This window comes from Sphingopyxis jiangsuensis, assembly GCF_016734905.1.
Taxonomy (GTDB): domain Bacteria; phylum Pseudomonadota; class Alphaproteobacteria; order Sphingomonadales; family Sphingomonadaceae; genus Sphingopyxis; species Sphingopyxis jiangsuensis.
Genome location: NZ_JAERPO010000001.1, coordinates 108,935 through 134,636 on the forward strand (window position 1 = coordinate 108,935; position 25,702 = coordinate 134,636).

General features: G+C 65.2%; 26 protein-coding genes, 1 tRNA gene and 1 other RNA gene. 10 read left to right on the forward strand and 18 right to left on the reverse strand.

What is annotated here, in order from left to right; all coding sequences use genetic code 11:
• Window positions 1–11 precede the first annotated feature (11 nt).
• On the forward strand, window positions 12–2,174 hold the full coding sequence (locus JI743_RS00485; RefSeq protein WP_201924884.1) for a ComEC/Rec2 family competence protein: 2,163 nt from the start codon (window positions 12–14) through the stop codon (window positions 2,172–2,174).
• Here JI743_RS00485 and lexA read toward each other — a convergent pair.
• The 5 genes from lexA to JI743_RS00510 form a co-directional block, all read right to left on the reverse strand.
• Window positions 2,128–2,805, reverse strand: a complete 678-nt coding sequence (lexA, locus tag JI743_RS00490; protein ID WP_201924886.1) for a transcriptional repressor LexA — start codon at window positions 2,803–2,805, stop codon at window positions 2,128–2,130. The two genes, JI743_RS00485 and lexA, sit on opposite strands and share 47 nt — an antisense overlap.
• A 65-nt stretch (window positions 2,806–2,870) precedes the next feature.
• The gene (locus JI743_RS00495) at window positions 2,871–4,061 is read right to left on the reverse strand and encodes a molybdopterin molybdotransferase MoeA (RefSeq protein WP_201924888.1); all 1,191 of its coding nucleotides are present in this window, start codon (window positions 4,059–4,061) and stop codon (window positions 2,871–2,873) included.
• Window positions 4,058–4,531 (reverse strand): cyclic pyranopterin monophosphate synthase MoaC, encoded by a 474-nt coding sequence (gene moaC, locus JI743_RS00500; protein WP_201924890.1) that lies wholly within the window; start codon window positions 4,529–4,531, stop codon window positions 4,058–4,060. Before moaC ends, JI743_RS00495 begins: the two co-directional genes overlap by 4 nt.
• A 161-nt stretch (window positions 4,532–4,692) precedes the next feature.
• Window positions 4,693–5,160 (reverse strand): RcnB family protein, encoded by a 468-nt coding sequence (locus JI743_RS00505; RefSeq protein WP_201924893.1) that lies wholly within the window; start codon window positions 5,158–5,160, stop codon window positions 4,693–4,695.
• A 241-nt stretch (window positions 5,161–5,401) separates the two neighbouring features.
• The gene (locus JI743_RS00510; protein ID WP_201924895.1) at window positions 5,402–6,589 is read right to left on the reverse strand and encodes an acetyl-CoA C-acyltransferase; all 1,188 of its coding nucleotides are present in this window, start codon (window positions 6,587–6,589) and stop codon (window positions 5,402–5,404) included.
• Between the two features lie 187 nt (window positions 6,590–6,776).
• On the opposite strand from JI743_RS00510, the gene JI743_RS00515 reads away from it, so the two are divergent.
• The 3 genes from JI743_RS00515 to JI743_RS00525 all read left to right on the forward strand — a co-directional run bounded on the left by JI743_RS00515 (window position 6,777) and on the right by JI743_RS00525 (window position 9,326).
• Window positions 6,777–8,228 carry a coniferyl aldehyde dehydrogenase gene (locus JI743_RS00515; RefSeq protein WP_236659646.1) on the forward strand — a complete coding sequence of 484 codons (1,452 nt, stop codon included), beginning with the start codon at window positions 6,777–6,779 and terminating at the stop codon, window positions 8,226–8,228.
• Between the two features lie 58 nt (window positions 8,229–8,286).
• Window positions 8,287–8,371 (forward strand) — tRNA-Leu (locus JI743_RS00520).
• A gap of 334 nt (window positions 8,372–8,705) precedes the next feature.
• Window positions 8,706–9,326: a PilZ domain-containing protein gene (locus JI743_RS00525; RefSeq protein ID WP_227339596.1), complete on the forward strand. Its 621-nt coding sequence runs from the start codon at window positions 8,706–8,708 to the stop codon at window positions 9,324–9,326.
• 51 nt (window positions 9,327–9,377) lie between these two features.
• Here JI743_RS00525 and JI743_RS00530 read toward each other — a convergent pair whose 3' ends face one another.
• From JI743_RS00530 to JI743_RS00555, 6 genes are all read right to left on the reverse strand, one after another.
• The gene (locus JI743_RS00530; RefSeq protein ID WP_201924897.1) at window positions 9,378–10,355 is read right to left on the reverse strand and encodes a GGDEF domain-containing protein; all 978 of its coding nucleotides are present in this window, start codon (window positions 10,353–10,355) and stop codon (window positions 9,378–9,380) included.
• Between the two features lie 77 nt (window positions 10,356–10,432).
• Window positions 10,433–11,284, reverse strand: coding sequence for an N-carbamoylputrescine amidase (gene aguB / locus JI743_RS00535; protein ID WP_201924899.1), 852 nt, complete (start codon window positions 11,282–11,284; stop codon window positions 10,433–10,435).
• A gap of 10 nt (window positions 11,285–11,294) precedes the next feature.
• On the reverse strand, window positions 11,295–11,651 hold the full coding sequence (locus JI743_RS00540) for a DUF3147 family protein (protein WP_201924902.1): 357 nt from the start codon (window positions 11,649–11,651) through the stop codon (window positions 11,295–11,297).
• Entirely contained in the window at window positions 11,645–12,628 is a 984-nt protein-coding gene (locus JI743_RS00545) for an agmatine deiminase family protein (protein ID WP_201924904.1), read from the reverse strand. Before JI743_RS00545 ends, JI743_RS00540 begins: the two co-directional genes overlap by 7 nt.
• A gap of 91 nt (window positions 12,629–12,719) precedes the next feature.
• Entirely contained in the window at window positions 12,720–14,033 is a 1,314-nt protein-coding gene (locus JI743_RS00550) for a DUF418 domain-containing protein (RefSeq protein WP_201924906.1), read from the reverse strand.
• Window positions 14,034–14,174: 141 nt separating this feature from the next.
• Window positions 14,175–15,851 (reverse strand): M28 family metallopeptidase, encoded by a 1,677-nt coding sequence (locus JI743_RS00555; RefSeq protein WP_201924908.1) that lies wholly within the window; start codon window positions 15,849–15,851, stop codon window positions 14,175–14,177.
• A 205-nt stretch (window positions 15,852–16,056) separates the two neighbouring features.
• Between JI743_RS00555 and JI743_RS00560 the strand changes: the two genes are divergently transcribed.
• A complete protein-coding gene (locus tag JI743_RS00560; RefSeq protein ID WP_201924910.1) occupies window positions 16,057–18,033 on the forward strand; it encodes an alpha/beta hydrolase family protein in 1,977 nt (658 codons plus the stop codon).
• Window positions 18,034–18,102: 69 nt separating this feature from the next.
• Here JI743_RS00560 and rpsD read toward each other — a convergent pair whose 3' ends face one another.
• Entirely contained in the window at window positions 18,103–18,714 is a 612-nt protein-coding gene (gene rpsD / locus JI743_RS00565; protein ID WP_201924912.1) for a 30S ribosomal protein S4, read from the reverse strand.
• A gap of 200 nt (window positions 18,715–18,914) precedes the next feature.
• On the opposite strand from rpsD, the gene JI743_RS00570 reads away from it, so the two are divergent.
• Window positions 18,915–19,220 carry a chorismate mutase gene (locus JI743_RS00570; RefSeq protein ID WP_201924915.1) on the forward strand — a complete coding sequence of 102 codons (306 nt, stop codon included), beginning with the start codon at window positions 18,915–18,917 and terminating at the stop codon, window positions 19,218–19,220.
• 9 nt (window positions 19,221–19,229) lie between these two features.
• Here JI743_RS00570 and JI743_RS00575 read toward each other — a convergent pair whose 3' ends face one another.
• The 5 genes from JI743_RS00575 to rpiB are packed head-to-tail and all read right to left on the reverse strand — an operon-like array spanning window position 19,230 to window position 22,435.
• Window positions 19,230–19,979 (reverse strand): RNA methyltransferase, encoded by a 750-nt coding sequence (locus tag JI743_RS00575; protein ID WP_201924918.1) that lies wholly within the window; start codon window positions 19,977–19,979, stop codon window positions 19,230–19,232.
• Window positions 19,976–20,440, reverse strand: a complete 465-nt coding sequence (gene nrdR, locus JI743_RS00580) for a transcriptional regulator NrdR (RefSeq protein WP_201924920.1) — start codon at window positions 20,438–20,440, stop codon at window positions 19,976–19,978. The genes JI743_RS00575 and nrdR overlap by 4 nt, the downstream gene beginning before the upstream one ends.
• Window positions 20,441–20,443: 3 nt before the next feature.
• On the reverse strand, window positions 20,444–20,662 hold the full coding sequence (locus tag JI743_RS00585) for a hypothetical protein (RefSeq protein WP_201924922.1): 219 nt from the start codon (window positions 20,660–20,662) through the stop codon (window positions 20,444–20,446).
• 4 nt (window positions 20,663–20,666) lie between these two features.
• Window positions 20,667–21,974 (reverse strand): serine hydroxymethyltransferase, encoded by a 1,308-nt coding sequence (glyA, locus tag JI743_RS00590; protein ID WP_201924924.1) that lies wholly within the window; start codon window positions 21,972–21,974, stop codon window positions 20,667–20,669.
• The gene (rpiB, locus tag JI743_RS00595; protein WP_201924926.1) at window positions 21,971–22,435 is read right to left on the reverse strand and encodes a ribose 5-phosphate isomerase B; all 465 of its coding nucleotides are present in this window, start codon (window positions 22,433–22,435) and stop codon (window positions 21,971–21,973) included. The genes glyA and rpiB overlap by 4 nt, the downstream gene beginning before the upstream one ends.
• Before the next feature lie 149 nt (window positions 22,436–22,584).
• Between rpiB and JI743_RS00600 the strand changes: the two genes are divergently transcribed.
• Window positions 22,585–22,749 carry a hypothetical protein gene (locus tag JI743_RS00600; protein WP_201924928.1) on the forward strand — a complete coding sequence of 55 codons (165 nt, stop codon included), beginning with the start codon at window positions 22,585–22,587 and terminating at the stop codon, window positions 22,747–22,749.
• 101 nt (window positions 22,750–22,850) lie between these two features.
• Here JI743_RS00600 and JI743_RS00605 read toward each other — a convergent pair whose 3' ends face one another.
• The gene (locus JI743_RS00605) at window positions 22,851–23,507 is read right to left on the reverse strand and encodes an alpha/beta hydrolase (RefSeq protein ID WP_201924930.1); all 657 of its coding nucleotides are present in this window, start codon (window positions 23,505–23,507) and stop codon (window positions 22,851–22,853) included.
• A 277-nt stretch (window positions 23,508–23,784) separates the two neighbouring features.
• Between JI743_RS00605 and JI743_RS00610 the strand changes: the two genes are divergently transcribed.
• From JI743_RS00610 to ffs, 3 genes are all read left to right on the forward strand, one after another.
• Complete coding sequence (locus JI743_RS00610; protein WP_201924932.1) at window positions 23,785–24,876, forward strand: cysteine desulfurase family protein; 1,092 nt, start codon at window positions 23,785–23,787, stop codon at window positions 24,874–24,876.
• Window positions 24,873–25,211: a 2Fe-2S iron-sulfur cluster-binding protein gene (locus tag JI743_RS00615; protein WP_201924934.1), complete on the forward strand. Its 339-nt coding sequence runs from the start codon at window positions 24,873–24,875 to the stop codon at window positions 25,209–25,211. Before JI743_RS00610 ends, JI743_RS00615 begins: the two co-directional genes overlap by 4 nt.
• A 352-nt stretch (window positions 25,212–25,563) precedes the next feature.
• Window positions 25,564–25,661: signal recognition particle sRNA small type (ffs, locus tag JI743_RS00620), an RNA gene on the forward strand.
• Window positions 25,662–25,702: the final 41 nt, after the last annotated feature.

A 25,702-nucleotide genomic window follows, 5' to 3' on the forward strand; every position in this document is an offset into this window, starting at 1 on the left:
CTGCCCCTAGCATGGCGACAAGGCAGCTTCAAACCTCCTTTGGCCCGCTTCGATTTCCCGCTTTTTTTCGTCTGTTCGATGCGATCGAGGCACGGCTGGAAGCCGAACGCGAGCGCGTCGCGCTATGGCTTCCGGTCGCACTCGGCGGCGGCATCGCGGCATGGTTTGCGCTGCCGGGCGAAATGCACTGGACCGGCGCACTCTTGATCCTCTGTGCGGTGGCGCTGAGCGGCTATGCAATTGGATGGCATCGGCGTGCGGGGCGGGCGGTGACGATCGCGGCGGCGACTGCTGCGCTGGGGCTGCTGCTGATCTGGACGCGCGCCTGGTGGGTCGCGGCGCCGGTCCTCGCGCAGCCGGTAGCCACCGAATTTTCGGCGGAGATCGAACGCGTCGAGCCACTGCCGGCGCGCGGACAGATGCGCCTTGTCGTGCGCCCGCACGCGCGCACCGATTTGCCCCCGCGCGTGCGGCTGACGCTGCGTACCGAGCAGGGCGCCGGCCTGGTTGCGGGCGAGCATATCGGCGTGCGGGCGCGGCTGATGCCGCCGCCGGTTGCAGCGCTGCCCGGGGGGTATGATTTTGCCCAGCGTGCGTGGTTCGACCGGATCGGGGCGGTGGGCACCGTGCTCGGTCCCGTGGCGCGCGCGCCGGATGCGGGCGCCCGATGCGCTCCGCTGCGTGCGCGGCTGAGCGCGCATGTGCAAAGCCGGGTTCCGGGGTCGGCGGGTGGGATTGCGGCGGCGCTGGTGAGCGGCGATCGCGGCGCGATCAGCGACGCCGATGCCGAAGCCATGCGACGCAGCGGGCTTGCCCACCTGCTGTCGATCAGCGGGCTGCACGTCACCGCGGTCGTCGGCTTTACGATGCTGTTGCTGATGCGGCTACTGGCGCTCAGCGAGCGGTTGGCGCTTCGCGGGGTGGTGATGGTCGCGTCGGCGGCGGGCGCGGCGCTGGCGGGGGTGGGGTACACCTGGCTGACGGGCGCCGAAGTGCCGACGATCCGCTCGTGCATCGCCGCGTTGCTCGTCCTCGGGGCGTTTCTGCTGGGGCGGGAGGCGATTACCTTGCGGCTCGTCGCGGCGGGGGCGCTGCTCGTGTTGCTGTGGCGGCCCGAGGCGCTCGCGGGGCCCAGCTTTCAGCTGAGTTTCGCTGCGGTGACGGCGATCATCGCGCTCCACGAGAACCGCCGCGTACAGGCGTTCCTTGCACGTCGCGAAGAACCATGGGTTTCGCGCTTCGGTCGCGGCGTGGTGGGGCTGCTGCTGACGGGGCTGATCGTCGAGGCGACGCTCGCACCGATCGCGCTTTTTCATTTCCACAAGGCGGGCCTGTATGGCGCGCTCGCCAATGTTATCGCGATCCCGTTGACGACCTTTGTCATCATGCCCGCCGAGGCGCTCGCCTTGCTGTTCGACAGTGTCGGGGCGGGAGCGCCCTTCTGGTGGGTCGCCGACCATGCGCTGCGGGGGCTGATCGCGCTGGCTCACGCCGTCGCCGACGCACCGGGCGCGGTCGCAACCTTGCCGGTGTTTCCGCCGTGGGGGTTCGGCGTCACCATCGTCGGCGGGCTATGGGTGCTCCTGTGGCGCACGGGTTGGCGCTGGGCGGGCGTCCCCGTCGCATTGACCGGGATGGCTGTCTTGCTGATGCAGCCGCGGCCCGATCTCCTCGTCACCGGCGACGGGCGGCACATAGCGGCGGCGATGCCGAACGGCGGTTATGCGCTGCTGCGCGACCGTGCGGGCGAGTATGTCCGCGACAGCCTGTCGGAGGCGGCGGGCTATGACCTGCCCTTTGCCGCAATCGCCGACAATGACGCTGCGACGTGCAACCGCGACTTCTGCCGTTGGGAGCAGGGCGGCGAGGGCGCGGGGCGGCGTACGATCCTCGCCTCGCGCGGGCGCGACCGAATCGAGGGAGCAGAGATGGCGGCGGCGTGCGCGGTCGCCGATGTCGTGATCAGCGAGCGCTGGTTGCCGCGCGAGTGCGTCGCGCGCTGGCTGACGATCGACCGCGACAGTCTGGAGACGAGCGGCGGCCTCGCAATCTACCTCGGCGCCGAGCCGCGCGTCGCGACGGCGCTACGCCCCGGCGACCGCCACCCTTGGCGCATCCCGCATCAGCTCAGTGGTAACGACGAAGCAGTCCCGACAGACGGCCCTGCACGATGACGCGCTCGGCGGGATAGCGCTGCGGCTCATAGGCGCTGTTCGCGGGGTCGAGCCGGATCATCGTGCCTTCGCGGCGGAAATATTTGAGCGTCGCGTCCTGCCCGTCGACCAGCGCGACGACGATGTCGCCCTCGCGCGCGGTGCTGGCCTTCTGGATCAGCGCATAGTCGCCGTCGAAAATCCCCGCCTCGACCATCGAATCGCCCGACACCTCGAGCGCATAATGTTCTCCCGCGCCGAGCAGCGCGGCGGGAACGGCGAGATTGTTGTGATCCTCGAACGCCTCGATCGGGACGCCGGCGGCGATCTTGCCGTGCAGCGGCACTTCGATGATGTCGTTCGCGGCAATCGGCTTGAGGGCAGGTGCAGGTTTGCGCAGCGGAACGACATTGTCGCGTGCCGGCGCGGCCTTCGCGCCTTCGGGCAGTTTCAGCACCTCCAGCGCGCGGGCGCGGTTGGGGAGGCGACGAAGAAAACCCCTTTCTTCCAACGCGCTTATCAGCCGGTGGATTCCCGATTTCGACTTGAGGCCCAGCGCTTCCTTCATCTCCTCGAACGACGGCGAAATGCCGCTCGCGTCGAGGCGCTCCTGGATGAAGTGGAGCAGTTCATGCTGCTTCGCGGTCAACATCGGTCGTTCTCCAAATGGCCATTACCGGACATAAGGGGAACGATAGTGGAACAGAGCGGAACTTGTCAAGCGATCGCGATATAGGCGGCGGGGGCACCCACCTCGGCCGCAGCTGCATCGATCTCGCGAACGAGCAGGGCATCGGCGTTGGCGAGCGGCATCGTCTGTCCGCTGTCCTGACTGTCGAGCGGCACAATCGCACCGCCGACGCGCCGCGCGCGCAGATAGTCGCGCCGCGCGCCACCGGGGCCGAGCGGCGCGCCGAGCGGCGCATACTCAATGCGCGGCAGCGGATCGCCGGCGCCCGCGAGGTGGCGGAGGAGCGGCAGCAGGAATAGCGTCGCGGTCACGAAGGCCGACGATGGGTTGCCGGGCAGGCCGAGGAGTACTGCGTCGCCGACCGTCCCGGCGATCAGCGGCTTGCCGGGGCGCATCGCGATCTTCCAGAAGTCGAGTCGTCCGTCCGCGTCGGCAAGCGCGCCGCGCACATGGTCATGGTCGCCGACCGAGGCGCCCCCGACGGTCACGATGACGTCGTGACGTCGCGCCAAATCCTTGATTAGCTGTGACATTGAGGCGCGATCGTCGCCGATATGGCAAATATCTCCGAGCCGGGCGGGCTGGTGCGCGAGCATCGCGGCGAGCATCGCGCCATTGCTGTCGGGGATCTGCCCCGGTGCTGGCGGTGCGCCCGGTGCGACAAGCTCGTCGCCGGTGGTGAGGATGGCGACGCGTGGCAGCGAGCCGACCGCAACCCGCGCCGCGCCGCCCATAATCGCCGCCGCAATCGCGCCGGGGGTGAGCAGCGACCCTGCTTCTAGGAGGAGGTCGCCCGTGCTGAAGTCTCCCCCGGCTGCGCGGATATGGCGCCCGCGCGCCCCGGGGCCTTCGCCGGTGAGTGTCAGGGTCGAGCCATCGACCGCAACATCCTCCTGCACGACGACGGTGTCGGCGCCCGCTGGCACCATCGCGCCGGTAAAGATGCGGAAGGCCTCGCCCGCGGCGAGAGCGCGCGGCGGCACCGAACCTGCCGCCACCTCGCCGACGATGCGCCACGGACCGGGCAAGTCGTTAAAGCGGATTGCATAGCCGTCCATCGCCGACAAGGGCGCTGCGGGCTGGCTGCGTTTCGCTATCACGTCTTGTGAAAGATAGCGTCCAAATAGCTCGAATATAGATATTTCTTCGTACGGACGTGGCGCCTGCAGCGCGAAAAGCCGGGCTTGGGCGGTTTCGACGGCGAGCAGCGCGTTCATTCGGCGCGCCAGTCGCCCGAACGGCCGCCGCTCTTTTCGAGAAGGCGGATATCGCTGACCACCATCGCCCGGTCGAGCGCCTTCGCCATGTCGTAAAGCGTGAGGAGTGCGACCGAAGCGGCGGTGAGCGCTTCCATCTCGACCCCGGTCGGTCCGCTGGTCGTTGCGGTCGCGCGCACCGAAAGGCCGTCTGCCTCCCAATCGAAATCGATGCTGACGCTGCTGAGCGCAAGCGGGTGGCAGAGCGGAATGAGGTCGGCGGTGCGCTTTGCAGCCATGATCCCTGCGATCCGCGCTGTCGAGAGGACGTCGCCCTTGGGCGCGTTGCCGTTGCGGATCGCTTCGAGCGCCGCGGGCGCCATGGCGATGCGCCCCCCGGCCACCGCGCGACGCTGCGTTACGGGTTTGGCACCGACATCGACCATATGCGCGGCGCCGCTGTCGTCGAGGTGAGTCGGGCGGTTTGTCATCTGTGCAACCGAAGCAACGCCGGGCGCGAAAGGCAAGCGATCAGCACCGCTTTTTCCGGGTCGGGGGGCGGTTGCAACGACGGCTCTCGATCTCAACACCCCCGTCCGCAGATGCAAAAGGGCCGGGCGGTTTCCCGCCCGGCCCCTTTTTGCCAGCTGATTCAGCGCCAGCGGAAGTGGTTGTGATAGACGCGGACGACCTTGCCGTTGCGGACGTTCACCAGCAGCAGGTCGTTGTAATGCCGGACATAGACCAGGTTGCGTCCGGCCTGCGGAACGCCCCAGCGGCGGTCGTAGCCGATCCGATAGGCGGGGGCGTAATAGCTCGGCCGCAGCGTCGCGCCGACGCGGAACTGCTGATATCGGAAGGGCGCACGATAGTTCTGATAGCGATGGTCGCGGCGCCAGTCGCGCTTGCTTTCGCGCAGGTCGCGGCGCGCGTCGTTATATTCGCGGCGTTCCTCGCGAATGTCATGGCGGTCGCCGTGGCGCAGCGCCTGATTATATTCGCGCCGCTCCTCGCGGACTTCGCGGCGGTCTTCGCGGATTTCGCGGGTCTGGGCCTGCGCGACGGCGGGCACCATCATCGCGGCGATCAGGCCGGCGGCGAGAAAATTGGTCTTCTTCATTTGCCATTCCTTTCATTCCGTCAGGGGGGAGGGGATCTGCCCGATGACAGCGAAAGGATTAGGCGCGGCGATTTGAACGGATTCGGAACGCTGCGTTTATTTTGAAGACATTAGTGTCGCAAATTGTCGCGGCGACGACACATTCATTGGCGCGCGATCATTCGGCGCTGCAACGTCATCCCGGCCTTCGCCGGGATGACAAGACAGGGAAGTCGGTGGTTCGGTCTAGCCCGGTTCCGCCTTATACCAGCTCGACCGCAACCGCGGTCGCTTCGCCGCCGCCGATGCACAGGCTCGCGATGCCGCGCTTTTTGCCGTGGCGCTGGAGCGCGGCGATCAGCGTCGTGATGATGCGCGTGCCGCTCGCGCCGATCGGATGGCCGAGCGCGGTTGCGCCGCCGTGGACATTGATCTTTTCGTGCGGGATGCCGAGGTCGTGCATCGCGAACATCGCGACGCAGGCAAAGGCCTCGTTGACCTCGAACAGGTCGACATCACCGATGCTCCAGCCGGTCTTGGCGAGCAGCTTGTTGATCGCGCCGACGGGGGCGACGGTGAAATCCTTGGGCTCCTGCGCGTGCGCGGCATGCGCGACGAGGCGCGCGACGGGCTTCGCGCCCTTGGCCTCGGCGACCGACTGGCGCGTCAGCACGACTGCGGCGGCACCGTCCGAAATCGACGAGCTGGTCGCGGCCGTGATCGTGCCGTCCTTGGCAAAGGCCGGGCGCAGCGTCGGGATCTTGTCGGGCATCGCCTTGCCCGGTGCCTCGTCGGTGTCGACGATCACGTCGCCCTTGCGACCCGAAATCGTCACCGGCGCAATTTCGGCGGCGAAGGCGCCGTCGGCGATCGCACCCTTGGCGCGGCTCAGCGATTCGAGCGTGTAATCGTCCTGCGCCTGACGCGAGAGCTGATAGGCGTCGGCGGTGTCCTGCGCGAAAGTGCCCATCGCGCGGCCTGCGTCATAGGCGTCCTCGAGCCCGTCGAGGAACATATGGTCATAGGCCGTGTCATGACCGATGCGCGCGCCCGAACGGTGCTTCTTGAGCAGATAGGGCGCGTTCGTCATCGATTCCATGCCGCCCGCGACGATCAGGTCGACGCTGCCCGCGGCGAGCGCTTCGGCGCCCATGATGACGGTCTGCATGCCCGATCCGCAGACCTTGTTGACCGTGGTCGCCTGCACCGACTTGGGCAGGCCGGCCTTGATCGCCGCCTGACGCGCGGGCGCCTGACCCAGCCCGGCGGGCAGGACGCAGCCCATATAGATGCGTTCGACATCGTCGCCCGACACGCCCGCGCGCTCGACCGCCGCCTTGACCGCGGTCGCGCCGAGATCGGTCGCGCTGGCGTCGGAAAGCGAACCCTGCATCGCGCCCATCGGGGTGCGCGCATAGGACAGAAAAACGACGGGATCGGTGGCGGTCATGACTGGAGACTCCGTGACGTAGAAATGATCGGTCGCCCGATTAGCGGAATTGCTGCACTTGCGAAAGGGGCATAGGATTTCAGCGAACACCCATGCCGCTTCGTGACAGCCCAGATGGGGAAGCGGGTTTCAACTTGCAACCGGCCCGCCAGCATGGTCAAACGGAATGAAAGACGGGAGAAGGGCAATGGCGAGCGTGGCAATCGACATCGATGGCGAAACCGAACGGATGCACCGCATCCTCGCGGTCCAGCGCCGGAGCTTTACCGCCGCGATGCCCGAAAGCCTCGCCGTGCGCACCGATCGCATCGACCGTGCGATCGCGATGCTCGTCGACCGTGCCGAGGATTTTGCCAAGGCGGTGAGCGAGGATTTCGGACACCGCAGCCGCGAACAGACGCTGATGACCGACATCATGCCGTCGGTGAGCGCGCTCAAACATGCGAAAAAGCACTTGGCGAGCTGGGCGAAGGGGGAGAAGCGCAAGCCGACCTTTCCGCTCGGCCTGCTCGGCGCAAAGGCCGAGGTCGTCTATCAACCCAAGGGCGTCGTCGGCGTCGTCGCGCCGTGGAATTTCCCCGTCGGCATGGTGTTCGTGCCGATGGCCGGGATCCTTGCGGCGGGCAACCGTGCGATGATCAAGCCGAGCGAGTTCACCGAAAATGTCTCTGCGCTGATGGCGCGGCTCGTCCCCGATTATTTCGACGAAAGCGAAATGGCGGTGTTCACTGGCGATGCCGAGGTCGGGATCGCATTTTCGAAGCTCGCCTTCGACCATCTGATCTTCACCGGCGCGACGAGCGTCGGGCGCCACATCATGCGCGCCGCCGCCGATAATCTGGTGCCGGTGACGCTCGAGCTTGGCGGCAAGTCGCCGACTTTCATCGGGCGCAGCGCGAACAAGGAACAGGTGGGTCAGCGCGTCGCGCTCGGCAAGATGATGAACGCGGGGCAGATATGCCTCGCCCCCGACTATCTGCTCGTCCCGGACGATCAGGAAGGCGAGGTGATCGATGGCGTGACGAAGGGCGCGGCGGCGCTTTACCCGACATTGCTCGCGAACGACGATTATACCTCGGTGGTCAACGGGCGCAATTACGACCGGCTGCAATCCTACCTCGCCGACGCGCGCGACAAGGGGGCCGAGGTGATCGAGATCAACCCGGCGAAGGAGGATTTCGCGAGCGCCAACGGCCACAAGATGCCGCTCCACATCGTCCGCAACGTCACTGACGAGATGAAGGTGATGCAGGAGGAAATCTTCGGGCCGATCCTGCCGGTGAAGACCTACAGGACGATCGACGAGGCGATCGACTATGTGAACGAACGCGACCGCCCGCTCGGCCTTTATTATTTCGGGCAGGACAAGAGCGAGGAGGAGCGCGTACTGACGCGCACCATCTCGGGCGGCGTCACGGTCAACGACGTGCTGTTCCACAATGCGATGGAGGATCTGCCCTTTGGCGGCGTCGGCCCGTCGGGGATGGGCAATTATCACGGCGTCGACGGCTTTCGAACGTTCAGCCACGCGCGCGCCGTCTATCGCCAGCCCAAGCTCGACGTAGCGGGGCTCGCAGGTTTCAAGCCGCCCTATGGCAAGGCGACCGCCAAGACGCTGGCGAAAGAGCTGAAGAAATAGCTTGGCAAGCGGCGGCGCTTCGCCTTAGGGAGTGCGCCGCACCGCGACCCGCGTGCATGCCCCTGTGGTGAAATTGGTAGACGCGCTCGACTCAAAATCGAGTTCCGCAAGGAGTGCTGGTTCGAGTCCGGCCAGGGGCACCACTTCCATTCCGACCCTCGCTTGATGTCCTCTGCCGCGTTCAGCATCGCGTTCGCGCGCGCCCCAAACGCCCTTCGCAATAGCCGCTCGCTTGGTCCAACAGGTCAATGCTGCAAATATGGCACCGTTAATTGGCGCTTACGGAGAAATTTGTTCATACTCAGGTTGCATAGTCGACATTGATGGAGGCCATGGACCAGCTTTCTGTTAACTAAAACAAAATGTTGCTTTGAGCATTTACCGAAACCTCGATATGTTGACGTGGCATTTTTGGGCGGAACTGTATAGACCATGAGCTATTCCCACATACCCGGAGCGCAACCAAAAGAGGACAGCGTGAAAAAACCGCTCCCTCCGCTTCGTATGAATGAGCCGATCTCGGGCTCGGATACCGACCGGCGCGGTGCCGATCGTTATCGAACTGTCTGGCGCATCGCCAAGGTTGTGCGCGATGGCGATTCGGGCCTTTGGCGCGTTCGCAACATGTCCGACCGCGGGATGATGCTCGCAGCAGATGTGCCTGTGGCGGTCGGCGAAAAGCTCGAAGTGGCGCTTTCAGACACCGTTGTCGTGAACGGCCGCGTCGTTTGGGCCGACGAGGGGCGCTGCGGCGTCGAGTTCGACGAGGAGGTCGATGTCGCCGACGTGCTCAAGCGCCTTGCGGCGGAGCAGCGCGCGAGCGGCTATCGCCAGCCGCGCCTCCCGGTCCACACCAAGGCGCAGGTCATCACCGAAAATGTGACGAGCGACATCGAGCTGGTCGACCTGTCGCAGAGCGGTGCGGGCTTCGTCCACACCGGACATCTGGAGGTCGGCAAGGAAATCGAGCTGGTGCTTGCCGGCGGCCTTCGCCGCAAGGCAATCGTCCGCTGGTCGCGTGGCACGCGCGGCGGCGTCTGGCTCACGCAGCCGCTCGAACGCGCCGACCTCGAAAGCATCCGGCGCTTTGAAGGCTAGGGATGCGGAGGACGGGGCGGTGCCAGTGGTCCCCGAATAGTGCCTCCAGCCTTACGGCAGCGGGGATGCGCGCCGCTCGTACGTAAAACTGGGCGTTGGCGCGTCGAACAATATGGTAGGACGCGGCGCGGCGCGGGCCCGTGCTTTCGACGTGGTCGATGCCGTCGTATGGGCGTCGCCGATGCGCAGGCCCGCGCCTATCGCCTTGGCGCTGTACATGAGGTCATCGGCCTGTCTGACAAGGTCGTCGAGCGAGGCTCTCCCCGGTGGGATGATGAGCGCTCCGACACTGGAACGAAGATCGCGCTGCGCAGGGGACGGGACCGAGTTCATGACGCGGTGCAAGCGCTCGGCGACTGCGGGCCCGGTCGCCTTGCCCTTCACTGACATGAAAATCACGAATTCGTCACCGCCCATCCGGGCGAAAATGTCGGCCTTGCGGATCGAAGCCCGGATGGAGCGCGCAAAATCCTTGAGGCATTGGTCGCCGACCGCGTGGCCTTCGCCATCGTTGATCGCCTTGAATCCGTCGAGGTCGGCAAACAGCATCACGCGCCAGCTGCCGACGTCGCACATGAGTTCGCCGAATTCGAAAAATGCCTGCCGGTTGAGCGCGCCGGTCATCGAATCGATACGTGCCAGCCACCATTCGCGCATATAGGCGCCGCGCACGGCCGCAATCGCCGACAGGATGATCGACATCGCCACGAAACGCATCACCAGGTCGAGCGAAAAGGCCGAGGTCGCATAGGGGTATAGCGAGGCCCCGTTGATGATGAAGGTCAGGATCATGCAGAATATGCCGACCCCATGTCCGACAGCCCAGCCGAGAAGCCAAGTCGCGACGCACAACACAAAGAGGTAAACCGGCCCGAACCAGATATCCTTGCCCGAGACGAGGTCGCCGACAGCCGCGAAGGCCGTGAGCAAGGCGACCAGTGCCCACGCCTGCAGCCTGCTGATGCGGAGGGTCGAATAGGCTAGTCGCGAAATGCCCTTGAAGACAGTGATCGAGCGAGGCGCAAACATTGTCAGAGAATGGGGCAACAAGGTTAAAGGCCGATTACCGCGGAGCCGATGAAGGTGGCCTGTTTCGCGCTTCGCCGTCAGATATCTTCGACCAGCCGTCCGTAAAGCAGCGGCCTTCGGTCGCGGAAAAAGCCCATGCCGGCGCGATGTTTCGCCGCCCGGTCGAGGTCAATCGTTTCGACGAGCACGCCGGTTTCGCTTGCGCCGAACGCCTGCGCCAAATCTCCCCATTCATCGCTGATGAAGCTGTGGCCATAGAAATTGGCGTCGCCCTCTGGTCCAATCCGATTGGCGGCGATGACCGGCATGCAGTTCGACACCGAATGCCCCTGCATCGCGCGGCGCCACATGCGGCTCGTGTCGAGGTCGGCGTCATAGGGTTCGGACCCGATCGCGGTCGGATAGAACAGCAGCTCGGCACCCATCAACGCCATCGCGCGCGCGCATTCGGGATACCATTGATCCCAGCAAACGCCGACGCCGATGCGCGTGCCGAAGACGTCCCACACCTTGAAGCCCGTGTTGCCGGGGCGGAAATAATATTTTTCCTCATATCCGGGGCCGTCGGGAATATGGCTCTTGCGATACGTCCCCATGATCGCGCCGTCGGGGCCGATCATCGCGAGCGTGTTATAATAGTGCGGCCCGTCTTTCTCGAAATAGCTCGTCGGGATCGCGATCTTCAGCTTCGCGGCGAGCGCCTGCATCGCGACGACGCTGGGGTGATCGGCGGTCGGACGCGCGTTCGCGAACAGCGCCTCGTCCTCGACCTGGCAGAAATAGGGGCCTTCAAAGAGTTCGGGCGGCAGAACGATCTGCGCGCCCTTGGCCGCCGCTTCCTCGACGAGTGCCGTCACGGCCTCGATATTGGGCGCGACGGGGCCGGGTAGGGGCAACTGGAGCGCGGCGACGGTGATGGTGCGGGTCATGGGGCAGGGCTTACAATCTGATGCCGAACTTGGCGGCGAGGGGAATGGTCAGAAGATAGAGTGCGACGGTCAGCGCGCAACCCGCAGCCAGCGCGACCCAGAAACTGACCCCGCTGCGCAGCAACAGCGGCGTGACGAGGAACATCGGCAGGCTGGGCAGCACATACCAGAAGGTCGCCTGCATATGGTCGGCGAGGCGGATCCGGTCGCCCGTGTCGTGCCAGAGCCAGATGATGCCGAGCAATGAGACCAGCGGCAGCGAGGCGACGAGCGCGGCAGCCGCGGCATTGCGCCGGCCGATCCACGCGATCGCCGCGATGATCAGTCCCGACAGCAGCGCGCGCGCGATGAAGCTGGCGGTCAGCATGGCAGCTGCTGGCTCGAACAGTGAAAGCTGCCGCCGCCCGCGATGATGCCGCGCGCGGGAACACCCACCGCGCGGCGATCGGGGAAGAGCGCGGCGAGTGCGTCGATGGCCGCGATATCGTTCGGGACGCCATAGGTCGGCACGACGACGACGCTGTTGCCGATGTAGAAGTTCAAATAGCTCGCCGCGGCCAGCTCGCCATCGACCTCGACACGGCCGGGCGAGGGGAGATCGACGATTGTGATCCCGCCAAAGGCTTCGGCGCGCACGCGTGCGTCGGCATAGATGGCGGAATTGGGGTCGTCATCGCCTGCGGGGACGGGCAGCGCGAGCCGGCCCTCGCCGACGAAGCGCGCGAGATTGTCGACATGCCCGTCGGTGTGATCACCGATCAGGCCGTTGCCCAGCCACAATGTCCGGTCGATGCCGAGGGCTTCGCGCAGCCGTGCCTCGATATCGGCGCGCGAAAGCGCCGGATTGCGATTGGGGTTGAGCAGACACTCCTCCGTCGTCACGCACAGCCCCGTGCCGTCGACGTCGATACCTCCACCCTCGAGCACCCAGTCGCGCACGTCGACCGGAAGCCCGCTCGAAGCCGCGAGCGCCGCGCCGACCTCGCGGTCGCCGGGCATCACGAATTTCTCGCCCCACCAGTTGAAGCGGAAGTCCTGTGCGCGCCGCGCCGCGCCGGAGCCCGCGACGATGGGCCCCGTATCGCGCAGCCAGATGTCACCGAGCGGCTGGACGAGCAATTCGACCCCGGGATCGACGAGCGCGGCGGCAAGGTCGCGCTGCGCCATATCATTGACGACGAGCCGCACCGTCTCGCCGCGGCCGCCGTCGTGGACGGTATTGGCAAAGGCGGCGACGTCGCGCCGCGCCGCGTCGATATGCCCGCTCCATTCGTCGTCGAGGTGCGGAAAGCCGATCCACACGGCTTCGTGCGGCGCCCATTCGGCGGGCATGCGGAGCGACATGGCGATCTTCCCTCGGCGTTTGGCATCGCCGGCAATGTGCCGGCGCTTCGGCGCCGCGCATGCGACAATCCGACGCGGGGAGCAACCCCGGTCAGCGCCTGAAGGGTTGCACCCGCCAATAGGTCAGCGTGCGCCACAGCCACTCGAACGGGCCGAAACGGAAGCGCGCGAGCCACAGCGGACTCCAGATCAGTTCGGCGGCCCAGATTGCCGCGACAATCATGTAAAGCTCGATACGCTCGAACCGGCCGAAAAGCCCGAAGCCGAAGCCATAGAAAAGCGCCACGCAGATGATCGTCTGCGCCAGATAATTGCTGAGCGCCATCTGCCCGGTTGCGGCGAGTACGCGCATCGGCGCGCGCAACAGGCCCGTCCTGACGACCAGCAGTACCAGGCCCAGATGACCCGTGACCATCGCGAGGCGGCTGATCTGATAGGTCATGTTGGCCTTGGCGACCGCAACGGGGCTGAAACCGCCGTCGAACAACAGCCCCGTTTCATAGATGCCGAGCGGGATGCCGATGCCGTAACCGAGCGCGATCATCGCGGCATAGGTCCGCGCTGGCAGCGCCGCGGGCAGCACGCCGAGCTTGAGCAGCGCCATTCCGATCAACATGAAGGGGATCATGTCGGTGAAATACCAATAGGGTGCGTCGGTCCATTGGAATGTGTAGGAAAAATCGAACTGGCTCGTCACGGCATTCCACCACGACCCGCTGTGCGTTGCGCGCACATGGTCGGCCATTTCGTCGTTTGGTATCACGTGACCGAGTTGCTCCTGCCAAGCTTCGATCGCGCGCTCCTGTTCGCCGGTCAGGCTGGCACCGGCCGCCTTTGCGGTTTCGGCTTCGCTTGCCGCCGCCTGCTGCGCCATCGTGCTGTGATAGGTTTGGTACTGGTCGAACGATGCGAAGAGGAGCAGCGGCGCCGCGATCAGCAACAGCCAGCGCGGCGCAAGCTTGCGGAACGAGAATAGCACGAGGCCGCACATCGCATATCCGAACAATATCTCGCCGAACCACAGCATCAGCGTCCAGTGGATGATGCCGAACAGCAGCAGCCACAGCGTGCGCCGGAAATAGATTTCGGCGGTTGCAAGACCTGCTCCCGCGCGTTCCATGCGTTCGGTGAGCAGGACGATGCTCGCGCCGAACAGGATCGAGAAAATGCCGCGCATCGTGCCTTCGAACCCGACGGTCATCGCGACGAAAACGTCGCGGTTGGGACCGGTCGCGCCGCCGTCGGCGAACGGATTGCCATAGGCTTGCGGCAAAAGCGCAAAGCCCACGATGTTCATCAGCAGGATGCCGAGGACGGCGATCCCCCTCAGGATGTCGAGCGAGTCGATACGGTCGGTCTGGGCGACCGGCCGCAGCGGGCCGGTCGATTCAATTTGGTCTGACATTGCGCTTCCCCCTCTCGGCGGCTCGCCTGCTGGCGATGCGCGCCGACCCGCGCCCGGCGGGAAGCTATGTCAGAAAAGGGGCGGGCGCAATGCTCGGCGAAGCGGCTGGCGCGGGTCGGCCGCTGCGGGATTTCTTCTGCGTCAGGAGGCGCTGCGCGACTTGTCGCGGGCGGCGCGGAATTCGTCGCCCTCGTTCCAGTTCGGCCAGGCGCTCGTCATCGCCAGCATCCGTCCGACGGCATAATAGAGGCGCAGGTCGGCCATCATGCCGTCCCAGTTGGTGATCGCCTCAAATTCGTCGCCTGGCGCATGATAGCGCTTTTCGACATAGTCCTCGGCGGCCTTCTTGCCCGCTTCGACCCCGCCATCGACTAGATCCTCGCCGCTTTCGAAGTAGATCATCGGGACGCCGCGCTTGGCAAAGCTGAAATGATCGGAACGATAATAGAAGCCCTTTTCGGGCGTCGGCTCGTCGACGACGGTCCGCTCGTCGGTGAGCGCGGCCTTTTCGAGATAGGCGTCGAGCTGCGACTTGCCGCGGCCGACAACGACGATGTCGCGCGTCGGGCCGACGGGGTTGAGTGCGTCCATATTGACGCCCGCAACGGTCTGGCCGAGCGGGAAAACGGGGTTGTCGGCATAAAATTTCGACCCGAGCAGTCCCGATTCCTCCGCAGTGACGGCAAGGAAGACCAGGCTGCGGTCGGGCGCACCCGCCGCCTTGAACGCCTGTGCGAGCGTCACGAGCGCCGCGGTGCCGGTCGCATTGTCGACCGCGCCGTTGCAGATGTCGTCGCCGTCGACGGGCGTGCAGCGACCGAGGTGATCCCAGTGCGCGGTGTAGAGCACATATTCGTCGGGCCGTTTCGCACCCGGAAGCACGCCGATGACGTTGCGCGACATTTTCTTGGCGATGCGGTTGTCGAAGCCGAACGACGCCTTGACGCCGGACAGCGGCACCGCCTTGAAGCCCTTTTTCTTTGCGGCTTCGCGCAGCGCGTCGAAATCCTTGCTCGCGCCCGCAAAGAGCTGCTTCGCCTTTTCGAGCTGGATCCAGCCGTTCGCCGCGGTCTGGTCGGCGCCGCCATTGGTGCTGTCGGCCAGATATTGCGTGCCCGTCCAGCTCGATTCGACGACGTTCCAGCCATAGGCGGCGGGCTCGGTGTCGTGGACGATCAGCGCCGCCGCCGCGCCCTGCCGCGCCGCTTCTTCATATTTGTAGGTCCATCGACCATAATAGGTCATCGCGCGGCCGTTGAATTCGCCTTGCGCCTCGGGCGTCTGCCAGTCGGGATCGTTGACGAGGATGACGACCGTCTTTCCTTTTACATCGATACCGGCATAGTCGTTCCAGCCCTTTTCGGGGGCGTTGATGCCATAGCCGACAAAAACGACGTCGCTGTCCTTGACCGAAATGCTGGGTTGGACGCGATAGCTGCCCGCGACATAGTCGGCGCCATATTGCAGCGTCATCGGCGCGGCGCCGCCGGAAAAGGTGAGGGGGGTCGGATTGACCGCGGTTATCTCGACAAGCGGAACGTCCTGCGTCCAGCTGCCATTGTTTCCGGGCTGAAGCCCCGCCTCCTTGAACTTCTCGATCAGCAGCGCGACGGTCTTTTCCTCGCCCGCGGTACCGGGTGAACGGCCTTCGAATTCGTCGGACGATAGCTGCCGGGTGACGTCCTGCAACGTCGAAAGCGACAGTTCGGGGACATCGACGTCGGGGATGGCGGTGTTCGGATCGTCGCTTTCGGGGCTGCATGCGGCAAGCGACAACAGCGCGGCGAACGCGGTTGGGGCGGAAAAAAATCGGGGCATTATTTGTCCTACTATCGTCCGGGGATGCACTGTTGTGCCAGCCAGCATCCATGCAGGCAAGGGTCGCATCCAGCGTGGCAGCTTTGCATATTGCGTGTGCGATTGACGCGATTATGGTGCAGCGCATGGGCGCGCGTCAACGCGACGACGGCCTTTTTTCATGAAGTTAGGCACGTTTTGAGCGGCGCCTTTCGGGGGGGTAGTGATGCAGATTTCAAAACGCATGTTGCTGGCGTCGGCAGTTCTATTGGCGGCAGTGCCTGCGCGGGCCGACGATCAGGTCGCGGCGCTGTTCGGCGCGCGCGAACAAGTGCGCCAAGTGGCAATTTCACCCGACGGCGAGCGGCTGCTGGCGGTGCAGGCCATAAAGGGATCGGGTACGGTGGCGAGCGTCATCACCATATCGACGGGCGACACAAAGCCGGTACTGGTATCAAAGGGTGGCGACGAGCAGTTGCGCTACTGCGAATGGGCGCTCAACGACCGTCTTGTTTGTACCGTGTCGGTCATCAACCGCGGGACGACCGACCTGCACGGCTTTTCGCGCATGTTGGCGCTCGACGCCGACGGCCAGAACATGCAGATGCTGACCAGCCAGATGCGCTCGCGTGCTTTCGGGCAGAGCCAGTATGGCGGCGAAATTGTCGACTGGAATGATGGCGAAGGCGGCGACCGCGTGCTGATGACGCGCGTCGCGACGGGCGAATATCAGGCGGGGTCGATCCTCTCCCGGTCGGAATCGGGACTTGGCGTCGATGCGGTCGACACGCGTACGCTCAAACGTAAACTTGTCGAGCCGCCGCGGGATGGTGTCGTCGACTATATTTCCGATGGGCGCGGCACGGTCCGCATGATGGTCACCCAGCGCGAAACCAAGGATGGCTACGCCGCCGACACGCTCGACATCCTTTATCGCAAGCCGGGGAGCCGCAGCTGGGACAGGTTCGGCACCTATGTCAACGAGGCGGGGCGTGGGCGCGGCTTTTACCCGGTGGCGGTCGATCCCAATCTGAACGTCGCCTATGGCTTTGACGATCACAACGGCCGCCAGGCGCTTTTCTCGGTTTCGCTCGACGGGAACATGACACGCAAATTGATCGCCGCGCATGATCAGGTTGACGTCGACGGCCTGATGCGGATCGGGCGCGACAACCGGGTCATCGGGACGAGCTACGCGACCGACAAGCGCTATAGCGAATTTTTCGATCCCGAACTCGGCGCGCTACGCACCGCATTGGGCAAAGCGCTGCCCGGGAATCCGTCGGTCAGCTTTGTCGATACGAGCGCTGACGAAAGCAAGATCGTCATGTGGGTAGGCAGCGACGTCGATCCCGGCGGTTATTATCTGTATGACAAGAAGACGAAACAGCTCGCCGAAATCCTGAAAAAACGCCCGCAGCTCGATCCGGGTCAACTCGCGCGGGTCAAGGCCGTAAGCTACAAGTCGCGCGACGGCGTCGACATCCCGGCTTATCTGACCCTTCCCGCAGGATCGGATGGAAAAGATCTACCCGCCATCGTCATGCCGCACGGCGGCCCGGGTTCGCGCGACGAATGGGGTTTCGACTGGCTTCCGCAATATTATGCGATGCGGGGCTATGCCGTCCTGCAGCCCAATTTCCGTGGCTCGACCGGCTATGGTTCGCAATGGTTCCAAAAAAACGGCTTTCAGTCGTGGCCCGTCGCCATCGGCGACGTCAACGATGGTGCCAAATGGCTGGTGTCGAGCGGTATCGCGGCGCCGGGCAAAGTCGCCGGCGTCGGTTGGTCCTATGGAGGCTATGCCGTGCTGCAATCAGGCGTGACCGAGCCGGGCCTTTTCAAGGCCATCGTGGCCATCGCCCCGGTCACCGACTTGGAGTTGCTACGCGAAGAATCGCGTAACTTTTCCAACTTCCGGCTGACCGACGCTTTCATTGGCCGCGGTGATCATGTCGTGTCGGGTTCGCCCGCGCGCAATGTCGAAAAGATTTCGGTACCCGTCATGCTCGTTCACGGCGACTATGACCAGAATGTCAGCGTCGAACAGTCGCGGCGTATGGAAGGCCGTCTGCGCGGAGCTGGGAAGAAGGTCGAGTATCTGGAGTTCAAGGGTCTCGATCACCAGCTCGACGACGATGTCGCGCGTACGCGAATGTTGGCCGACTCGGACAAGCTTCTGCGCGCCGCTCTCGGCCTTTGATACGATGCACGAAACGAAAAGGGCGGCCCGTCGCCGGACCGCCCTCTTGTCTCTTCGCGATCGAACCGATCAGCGCGAATAGAATTCGACGACCAGGTTCGGTTCCATCTTCACCGGATAGGGAACTTCATCGAGCGAGGGAACGCGCACGAAGGTCGCCTTGGTGCCGTCGACCGCGACATATTCGGGAAGGTCGCGCTCGGGAAGGCTCTGCGCTTCGGCGACGAGCGCCATTTCCTGCGCCTTCTTGCCGAGGGTGACTTCGTCGCCCGGCTTCACGAGTCGGCTCGCGATGTTGCACTTCACGCCGTTGACATAGACGTGGCCGTGGCTGACGAGCTGGCGCGCCGAGAAGATCGTCGGGGCGAACTTTGAACGATAGACAACCGCGTCGAGGCGGCGTTCGAGCAGACCGATCAGATTCTGGCCGGTGTCGCCCTTCATCCGCGATGCTTCGAAATAATTCTTCTTGAACTGCTTTTCGGTGATGTCGCCGTAATAGCCCTTCAGCTTCTGCTTTGCGCGCAGCTGGATGCCGAAGTCCGACATCTTGCCCTTGCGGCGCTGGCCGTGCTGGCCGGGGCCATATTCGCGGCGGTTGACCGGACTCTTCGGGCGACCCCAGATGTTTTCGCCCATCCGGCGGTCGAGTTTATACTTGGCGCTCTGGCGCTTCGACATAATCGTCTCCAATTTGCTATGTGCCGAAGGATTTCGGCGGTTCCCGGGTCGCACCGCAGGAGCCGGGTCCTGCGCGACCACCGCTTCACCGGGGTGCGGGGTCAATTTGCGAAGGCGCGCGGTTAGACGGCGGCGGAGCCAAAGTCAAGTAGGGCGCCGCACGCTCGACAGCCGCGAAAAAGCCGCTAAAGGCAGCGCGCATGAGCGTCAAACCCCCCGAAGCCTGCGAAACCATGACCGACGTGCGCGCGGGCGTCGATGCCGTCGACCGCGAACTGGTCGCGATTCTCGTCCGCCGCTTCGGCTATATGGATGCCGCCGCGCGCATCAAGGCCGACCGCGTTGCCGTTCGCGACGAAGCGCGCAAGGCCGAGGTGCTGGCCAACGTCGCGCGCGAAGCCGCGGCTGCGGGGCTCGACCCCGACCGGCTGCGCGCGGTGTGGAACGAGTTGGTCGAACAGTCGATCGCCCATGAATTCGAACGCTGGGACCGCGAGCGCGCCTAGTCCGGACCGTTACTCGCTCGCCGAACGTTCGGCCGATTTGCGTGCCCGGGCCAAAGTCGTGACGATGCCGTGCATCATCCGGATGTCGTTGTGGGACCAGCCGGTCTTGGTGAGCGCGGTACGCAAGGTTCGCAGCGTCGCGTCGGTCCGTTCGGGCGGGAAGAAATAGCCCGCGGCGTCGAGGTCGCGCACGAAATGCTGGACCAGCTCTTCCATCTCGCCATGCGGCGCGGGCGGGTCGAGGTCGACCGCCGGCGGCTGCGACAGCGCGGCGCCCTTTGACCATTCATAGGCGAGCAGGATCACCGCCTGCGCAAGGTTGAGCGAGCCGAATTCGGGGTTGATCGGCACGGTGACGATGCTGTGCGCGAGCGCGACGTCGTCGGTTTCGAGCCCAGAGCGTTCGGGCCCGAAGATATAGGCCGAGCGTCCTGCGGTGCCGCGCACCTGCTGCGCGGCGGCCTCGGGCGTCAATACGGGCTTGCTCACGCCGCGCTTGCGCACTGTCGTGGCATAGATGTGGGTGCAGTCGGCGACCGCTTCGGCGAGGCTGTCGAACAGCTGCGCGCCCGCGAGGACGATGTCGGCACCCGACGCCGCCGGTCCCGCGTCGGGATTCGGCCAGCCGTCGCGCGGCGCAACGAGGCGCATTTCGGTAAGCCCGAAGTTGAGCATCGCGCGCGCCGCCTTGCCGATATTCTCACCGAGTTGCGGACGGACGAGGACGATGACGGGGGGAGGGGTTTCGGGAGCGGTCAATTCTTGTGCGCCGCTTCGGTTACGCTCGATGCAAATTCCTCGAAATCCTTGGCCTCGGTGAATTCGCGATAGACGCTGGCGAAGCGGATATAGGCGACGCTGTCGAAACCTTTCAGCGCCTCCATCACCATCGCCCCGATCTGTGCGGCCCTTACCTCATTCTCGCCCGAGGTTTCGAGCTGGCGCTGGATGCCCGACACCAGCCGCTCGATCCGCGCGCCGTCGATCGGGCGCTTGCGGCATGCGATCTGGACGCTGCGCATCAGCTTTTCGCGGTCGAAGGGTTCGCGCCGCCCGTCGGCCTTGAGCACGCCGACTTCGCGCAGCTGGATGCGCTCGAAGGTGGTGAAGCGCGCGCCGCAGTCCTCGCACTGGCGGCGGCGGCGGATCGCAGCGCCGTCCTCGGTGGGACGGCTGTCCTTCACCTGGCTGTCTTCATGACCGCAATAGGGACAGCGCATCGTTTAGCGCTTCACCCGCGTGTAAAGCGCAACCGCGGCTCCGGCGAGCAATCCGACGGGCCACGAAATGACGGGGAGGACGAGTCCCGCAGCAGCCCCGATGACGCCGCCGGTCAGTACCGTGGGGGTCGAGGGGTGTTTCATCCCCTGCTTGCCCATGGCCTTGACCTCTTCGATCGTCAGTTCGACGAGCGTCGGTTCCTCGGGGCTTTGCCGCGCCATGATCCTATCCCTGATAGATGGGGAAGCGTTCGCAGAGCGCGCGCACGCGGCCGCGGACGTCGGCCTCGACATCGGCGTCGCCATGCTCGCCCTTGTCGCGCAGCGCCTCCAGCACGTCGGCGACCATATCGCCGATCGCTTCGAACTCGGCGATGCCGAAGCCGCGCGTCGTGCCCGCAGGCGATCCGACGCGGATGCCGCTGGTCTTGACCGGCGGCAGCGGATCGAAGGGGACGCCATTCTTGTTGCACGTGATCGCGCTGCGTTCGAGCGCCTCGTCGGCGTCGCGCCCGGTCACGCCGAGCGGGCGCAGGTCGATCAGCGCGAGGTGCGTGTCGGTGCCGCCCGCGACGACATCGGCGCCGCGTGCCTTGAGCCGGTTCGCGAGCGCCTGCGCATTGGCGATCGTTGCCTTCGCATAATCCTTGAACTCGGGGCGCAGCGCCTCGCCAAAGGCGATCGCCTTCGCCGCGATGACGTGCATCAGCGGGCCGCCCTGCAGGCCGGGGAAGACCGCCGAATTGATGCGCTTGGCGATCGCTTCGTCATTGGTCAGGATCATGCCGCCGCGCGGACCGCGCAGCGTCTTGTGCGTCGTCGTGGTCACGACATGCGCGTGCGGCAGCGGCGACGGGTGCGCCCCGCCCGCGACGAGCCCCGCGAAATGCGCCATGTCGACCATCAGCAGCGCGCCGACATCGTCGGCAATCGCGCGGAAGCGCGCGAAATCGAGCGTGCGCGGATAGGCCGAGCCGCCCGCGATGATCAGCGAGGGGCGATGTTCCTTGGCCAGCGCCTCGACCTGGTCGAAATCGACGAGATGGTCGTCGGCGCGCACGCCATATTGAACGGCGTTGAACCATTTGCCCGACATCGCCGGCGGCGCGCCGTGCGTCAGGTGTCCGCCCGCGTCGAGGCTCATGCCGAGAATCGTCGCGCCCGGCTTGGACAGCGCGAGCATCACCGCGCCGTTCGCCTGCGCGCCAGAGTGCGGCTGGACATTGGCATAGCCGCAATCGAAAAGCTGCTTCGCGCGGTCGATCGCGAGCCGTTCGACCTCGTCCGACGGCGCGCAGCCCTGATAGTACCGGCGCCCCGGATAGCCTTCGGCATATTTGTTGGTGAAGACGCTGCCCTGCGCTTCGAGCACCGCCTTCGACACTATGTTTTCCGAAGCGATCAGCTCGATCTGATATTGCTCGCGCTCCAGCTCATGCTTCATCGCCGCCGCAACCGCGGGGTCGGTCGTGCCGACGCCGTCGGTGAAATAACCGGCCGATTTGATGGGCTTGTCGAGTGTTTCTGTGGTCATCGGCTGGTCTCCAGATGGGGAGGATTGAAGGAGGGATTGGACAATTTATCGACGCGGCGCGCGTGGCGGTCGCCCGCGAATTCGGTGGTCAGAAAAGCCGTCAGACAAGCCTTCGCCATGTCGATGCCGGTCAGCCGCGCGCCCATCGCGATGACGTTCGCATCATTATGCTCGCGCGCGAGCTTGGCCGACAGCGGTTCGCCGACGAGCGCGCAGCGGCACGCGGGGTTGCGATTGACCGAGATCGAGATGCCGATGCCCGAACCGCACAGCGCAACGCCGCGCTCGGCGCTGCCGTCGGCGACGGCTTCGGCAAGGCGATAGCCATAATCGGGATAGTCGACGCTGTCGGGGCCATCGGTGCCGAGGTCGGCGACCTCGTGCCCCTCGCCGCGCAGCCAGTCGGCAAGGGCGGCTTTCAGCTCCCATGCGGCGTGGTCAGAGGCAATGGCGATGCGCATCGGCGCGGCTCCCGCTGTTCGTCAAGGAATCGATGTCGGCCCTTTAGGCGAAGCGCCGCGAATTGGCCATAAGCCGCGCGCGCTTTTCGACGCGATTATGTCACAAAGCCGATTTGACCGCCACAGGTGCGCGCCCTAGAGCGCGCGATATGGGTGACCTTTTGCTCTCGATCGTGATGCTCGGCGGAATCGCATTGCTCGGCGGGGCGGTGTTCGTATTCCGGTCGGGCGACCGGCGCCGCGCGCTGCTGATGCTGGTTGCCGCGCTGGTGATGTTCGCCAACGTCGCGATCTGGCTGGTGCCGGTGAAATAGCACTTCGTCATTGCGAGCGCAGCGAAGCAATCTCCAGCCATCGGCGTGAACTGCCGCATGCTGGAGATCGCTTCGTCGCTTCGCTCCTCGCGATGACGGGTTTAGCGGATCGGCGAATCGGGCGCGAGCCGCATATCCAGATAATTGTCGAGCGACTTCATCAACTGCTCGAGCTCATGTTCGAAGAAATGGTTCGCGCGCGGGATTTCGTCGTGGTGGATCGTGATGCCCTTTTGCGTGCGCAGCTTGTCGACCAGCTTTTGCACAGCGGCCGGCGGCACGATCTCGTCCTGCCCGCCCGCGACGATGATGCCCGACGAGGGGCAGGGGGCGAGGAAGCTGAAATCATACATGTTCGCCGGCGGCGCGACCGACAGGAAGCCGCGAATTTCGGGGCGGCGCATCAGCAGCTGCATCCCGATCCACGCGCCGAAGCTGAAGCCCGCGACCCACGTCGTCTGCGCCTCGGGATGGATCGACTGCACCCAGTCGAGCGCCGAGGCGGCGTCGGACAGTTCGCCGATGCCATTGTCGAAGGTGCCCTGGCTGCGTCCGACTCCGCGAAAATTGAAGCGCAGCACGGCAAAGCCGCGCGCGACAAAGCTCTTGTACATCGCCTGCGTGATACGGTCGTTCATCGTGCCGCCGCCCTGCGGGTGCGGATGCAGGATCAGGGCGACAGGTGCGCGCGGACGCGGCGGCGGAGAGAAACGGCCTTCGATGCGGCCCTCGGGGCCGGGAAAAATGACGTCGGGCATTGGGGCACCTTCATGATCTGAGGCTTGTCACCGATTCGCCGAGGCGGCGGGGTGGCGGAGCGAAGATGGCGCCTATATAGAAAATAGGTCTCAACATGCAACTTTTGCGAATCGTTCGCAAAAAGGGGCCGGGAGAGCCGTTTGACTCTTTCGTCACCCCGGACTCGATCCGGGGTCCATTCTTCCAGCGCTGCGTGAATGGACCCCGGATCGAGTCCGCGGTGACGGGGAGGGGAAGCGGCTCGACACTGGCGGGATTAGCAGGCAGATGCGCCCTATGATCTACCTCGACTATCAAGCCACTACGCCGCTCGCCCCCGAGGCGCGCGAAGCGATGCTGCGCTGGCTCGATGGGCCGGGCGAAGGCGACGGCTTTGCCAATCCGTCGAGCACGCACAAGGCGGGGCGTGCCGCCGCGGCGGCGGTCGAGGTGGCGCGCGACCAGGTCGCGGCGCTGCTGCCCAGGGGCGGGCGCGTCTATTTCACTTCGGGCGCGACCGAGGCGCTCAACTGGGCGCTGTTTCGCGGGGCTGATGCGAAGCCGGGCGGGATTGCGGGGCTCAGCATCGAACATGCGGCATCGTTGCAATGCCTGGAGCGGTTGAACGCGACGATCCTTCCGGTCGATGGCGAAGGTCTCGCCCTGCCGCCCGACGAGGCACTGATTCCAGAGGGCGGCATCGTCGCGGCGATGCTCGTGAACAACGAGGTCGGGACGATCCAGCCGGTCGCCGATTTCGTCGCCGCTGCCCATGCGAAGAACAGTCTTTTGCTCTGCGACGCGGTGCAGGGCTTTGGGCGCATCGCGATCCCCGACGGCCCCGATTTGATCGCCGTGTCGGCGCACAAGATCCACGGCCCAAAAGGAATCGGCGCATTATGGGTGCGCGACGGCGTCGACCTGGAACCGCTGATGGTCGGCGGCGCGCAGGAACAGGGGATGCGCTCGGGCACCGTGTCGCCCGCGCTTTGTGCGGGGTTCGGCGCGGCAGCGGCGCTCGCGGCCGAGCGCATGGATAGCGACGTCGCGCATGTCGAACGGCTCTGGTCGCTCGCGATGGACATGCTTCCTGAATGGTCGCTCAACGGCGATGCGTCGCGGCGCTATCACGGCAATCTCAACGTGCGGCGCGAGGGCGTGAACGGCCTGCGCCTGATGTCCGACGCGCGCGAAGTCGCCTTTTCGCTCGGCAGCGCCTGCGGCAGCGGGTCGGGCAAGGTCAGCCATGTGCTGCGCGCGATGGGCGTGAGCGAGGGCGATGCACGCGCCTCGATCCGCCTCGGCTGGGGACGCTATACCAGCGAGGCCGAATTGCGCGAAGGGCTGGAAGCGATCAAGACGGCCGCGCGGCTGCAGGGAGTGAATTGATGCGCGTCACCTTCATCCACGCCGACGGCAAGGGCCGCACCGAGGCCGAGGCGGCGCCCGGCGACGTGCTGCTCGACGTCGCGCAGGCGCATCTGATGCCGCTCGAAGGGACGTGCGAGGGGCAGATGGCCTGCTCGACCTGCCACGTCATCGTCGCGAAAGAGGATTTCGACCGCCTCCCGCCCGCGAGCGAGGAGGAAGAGGATATGCTCGACCTCGCCGCCGGGGTGCGGCGCACGAGCCGCCTGTCGTGCCAGATCGTGCTCACCGAGGAAATGGACGGGCTGACGGTGCATATTCCGGATGAAAGCCGGAATATGCAGGGCGCCGGTTGAGCGGTAGCGGGCGAAAGCAGCCCCTCATTCATCGTCATCCCGGACTTGATCCGGGATCTATTCTTCCGACGCTGGGCGAATGGATCCCGGATCAAGTCCGGGATGACGAAGGTCTGTAAGCGATCGATTGCGGGCATAAAGCCCCTCCCCTTCAGGGGAGGGGTTGGGGTGGGGTCCATCGGCCTTGCGCAAGGGCGATGGACCCCACCCGCTGCAACTAGGCAGCAAGCTGCCAAGTTTCGCTGCCCTCCCCTGAAGGGGAGGGCATGATACTATCCCAACGTCCACTCCCCACCCCAAAGCCGACTTAATGGCCGACCTTGCATTTCCCTTCATCCCCCGCCATATGCGCCGCGGGAGTCGGGCGGACGCAGTCTTCGCCAACCCGGTCAGGTCCGGAAGGAAGCAGCCGCAACGAATTCGCTGCGGGTCGTTCCGGCTCCCACCCATTTCCCCCTTCGACAAGACCGCGGCGCGCCCCTAAGACGGGG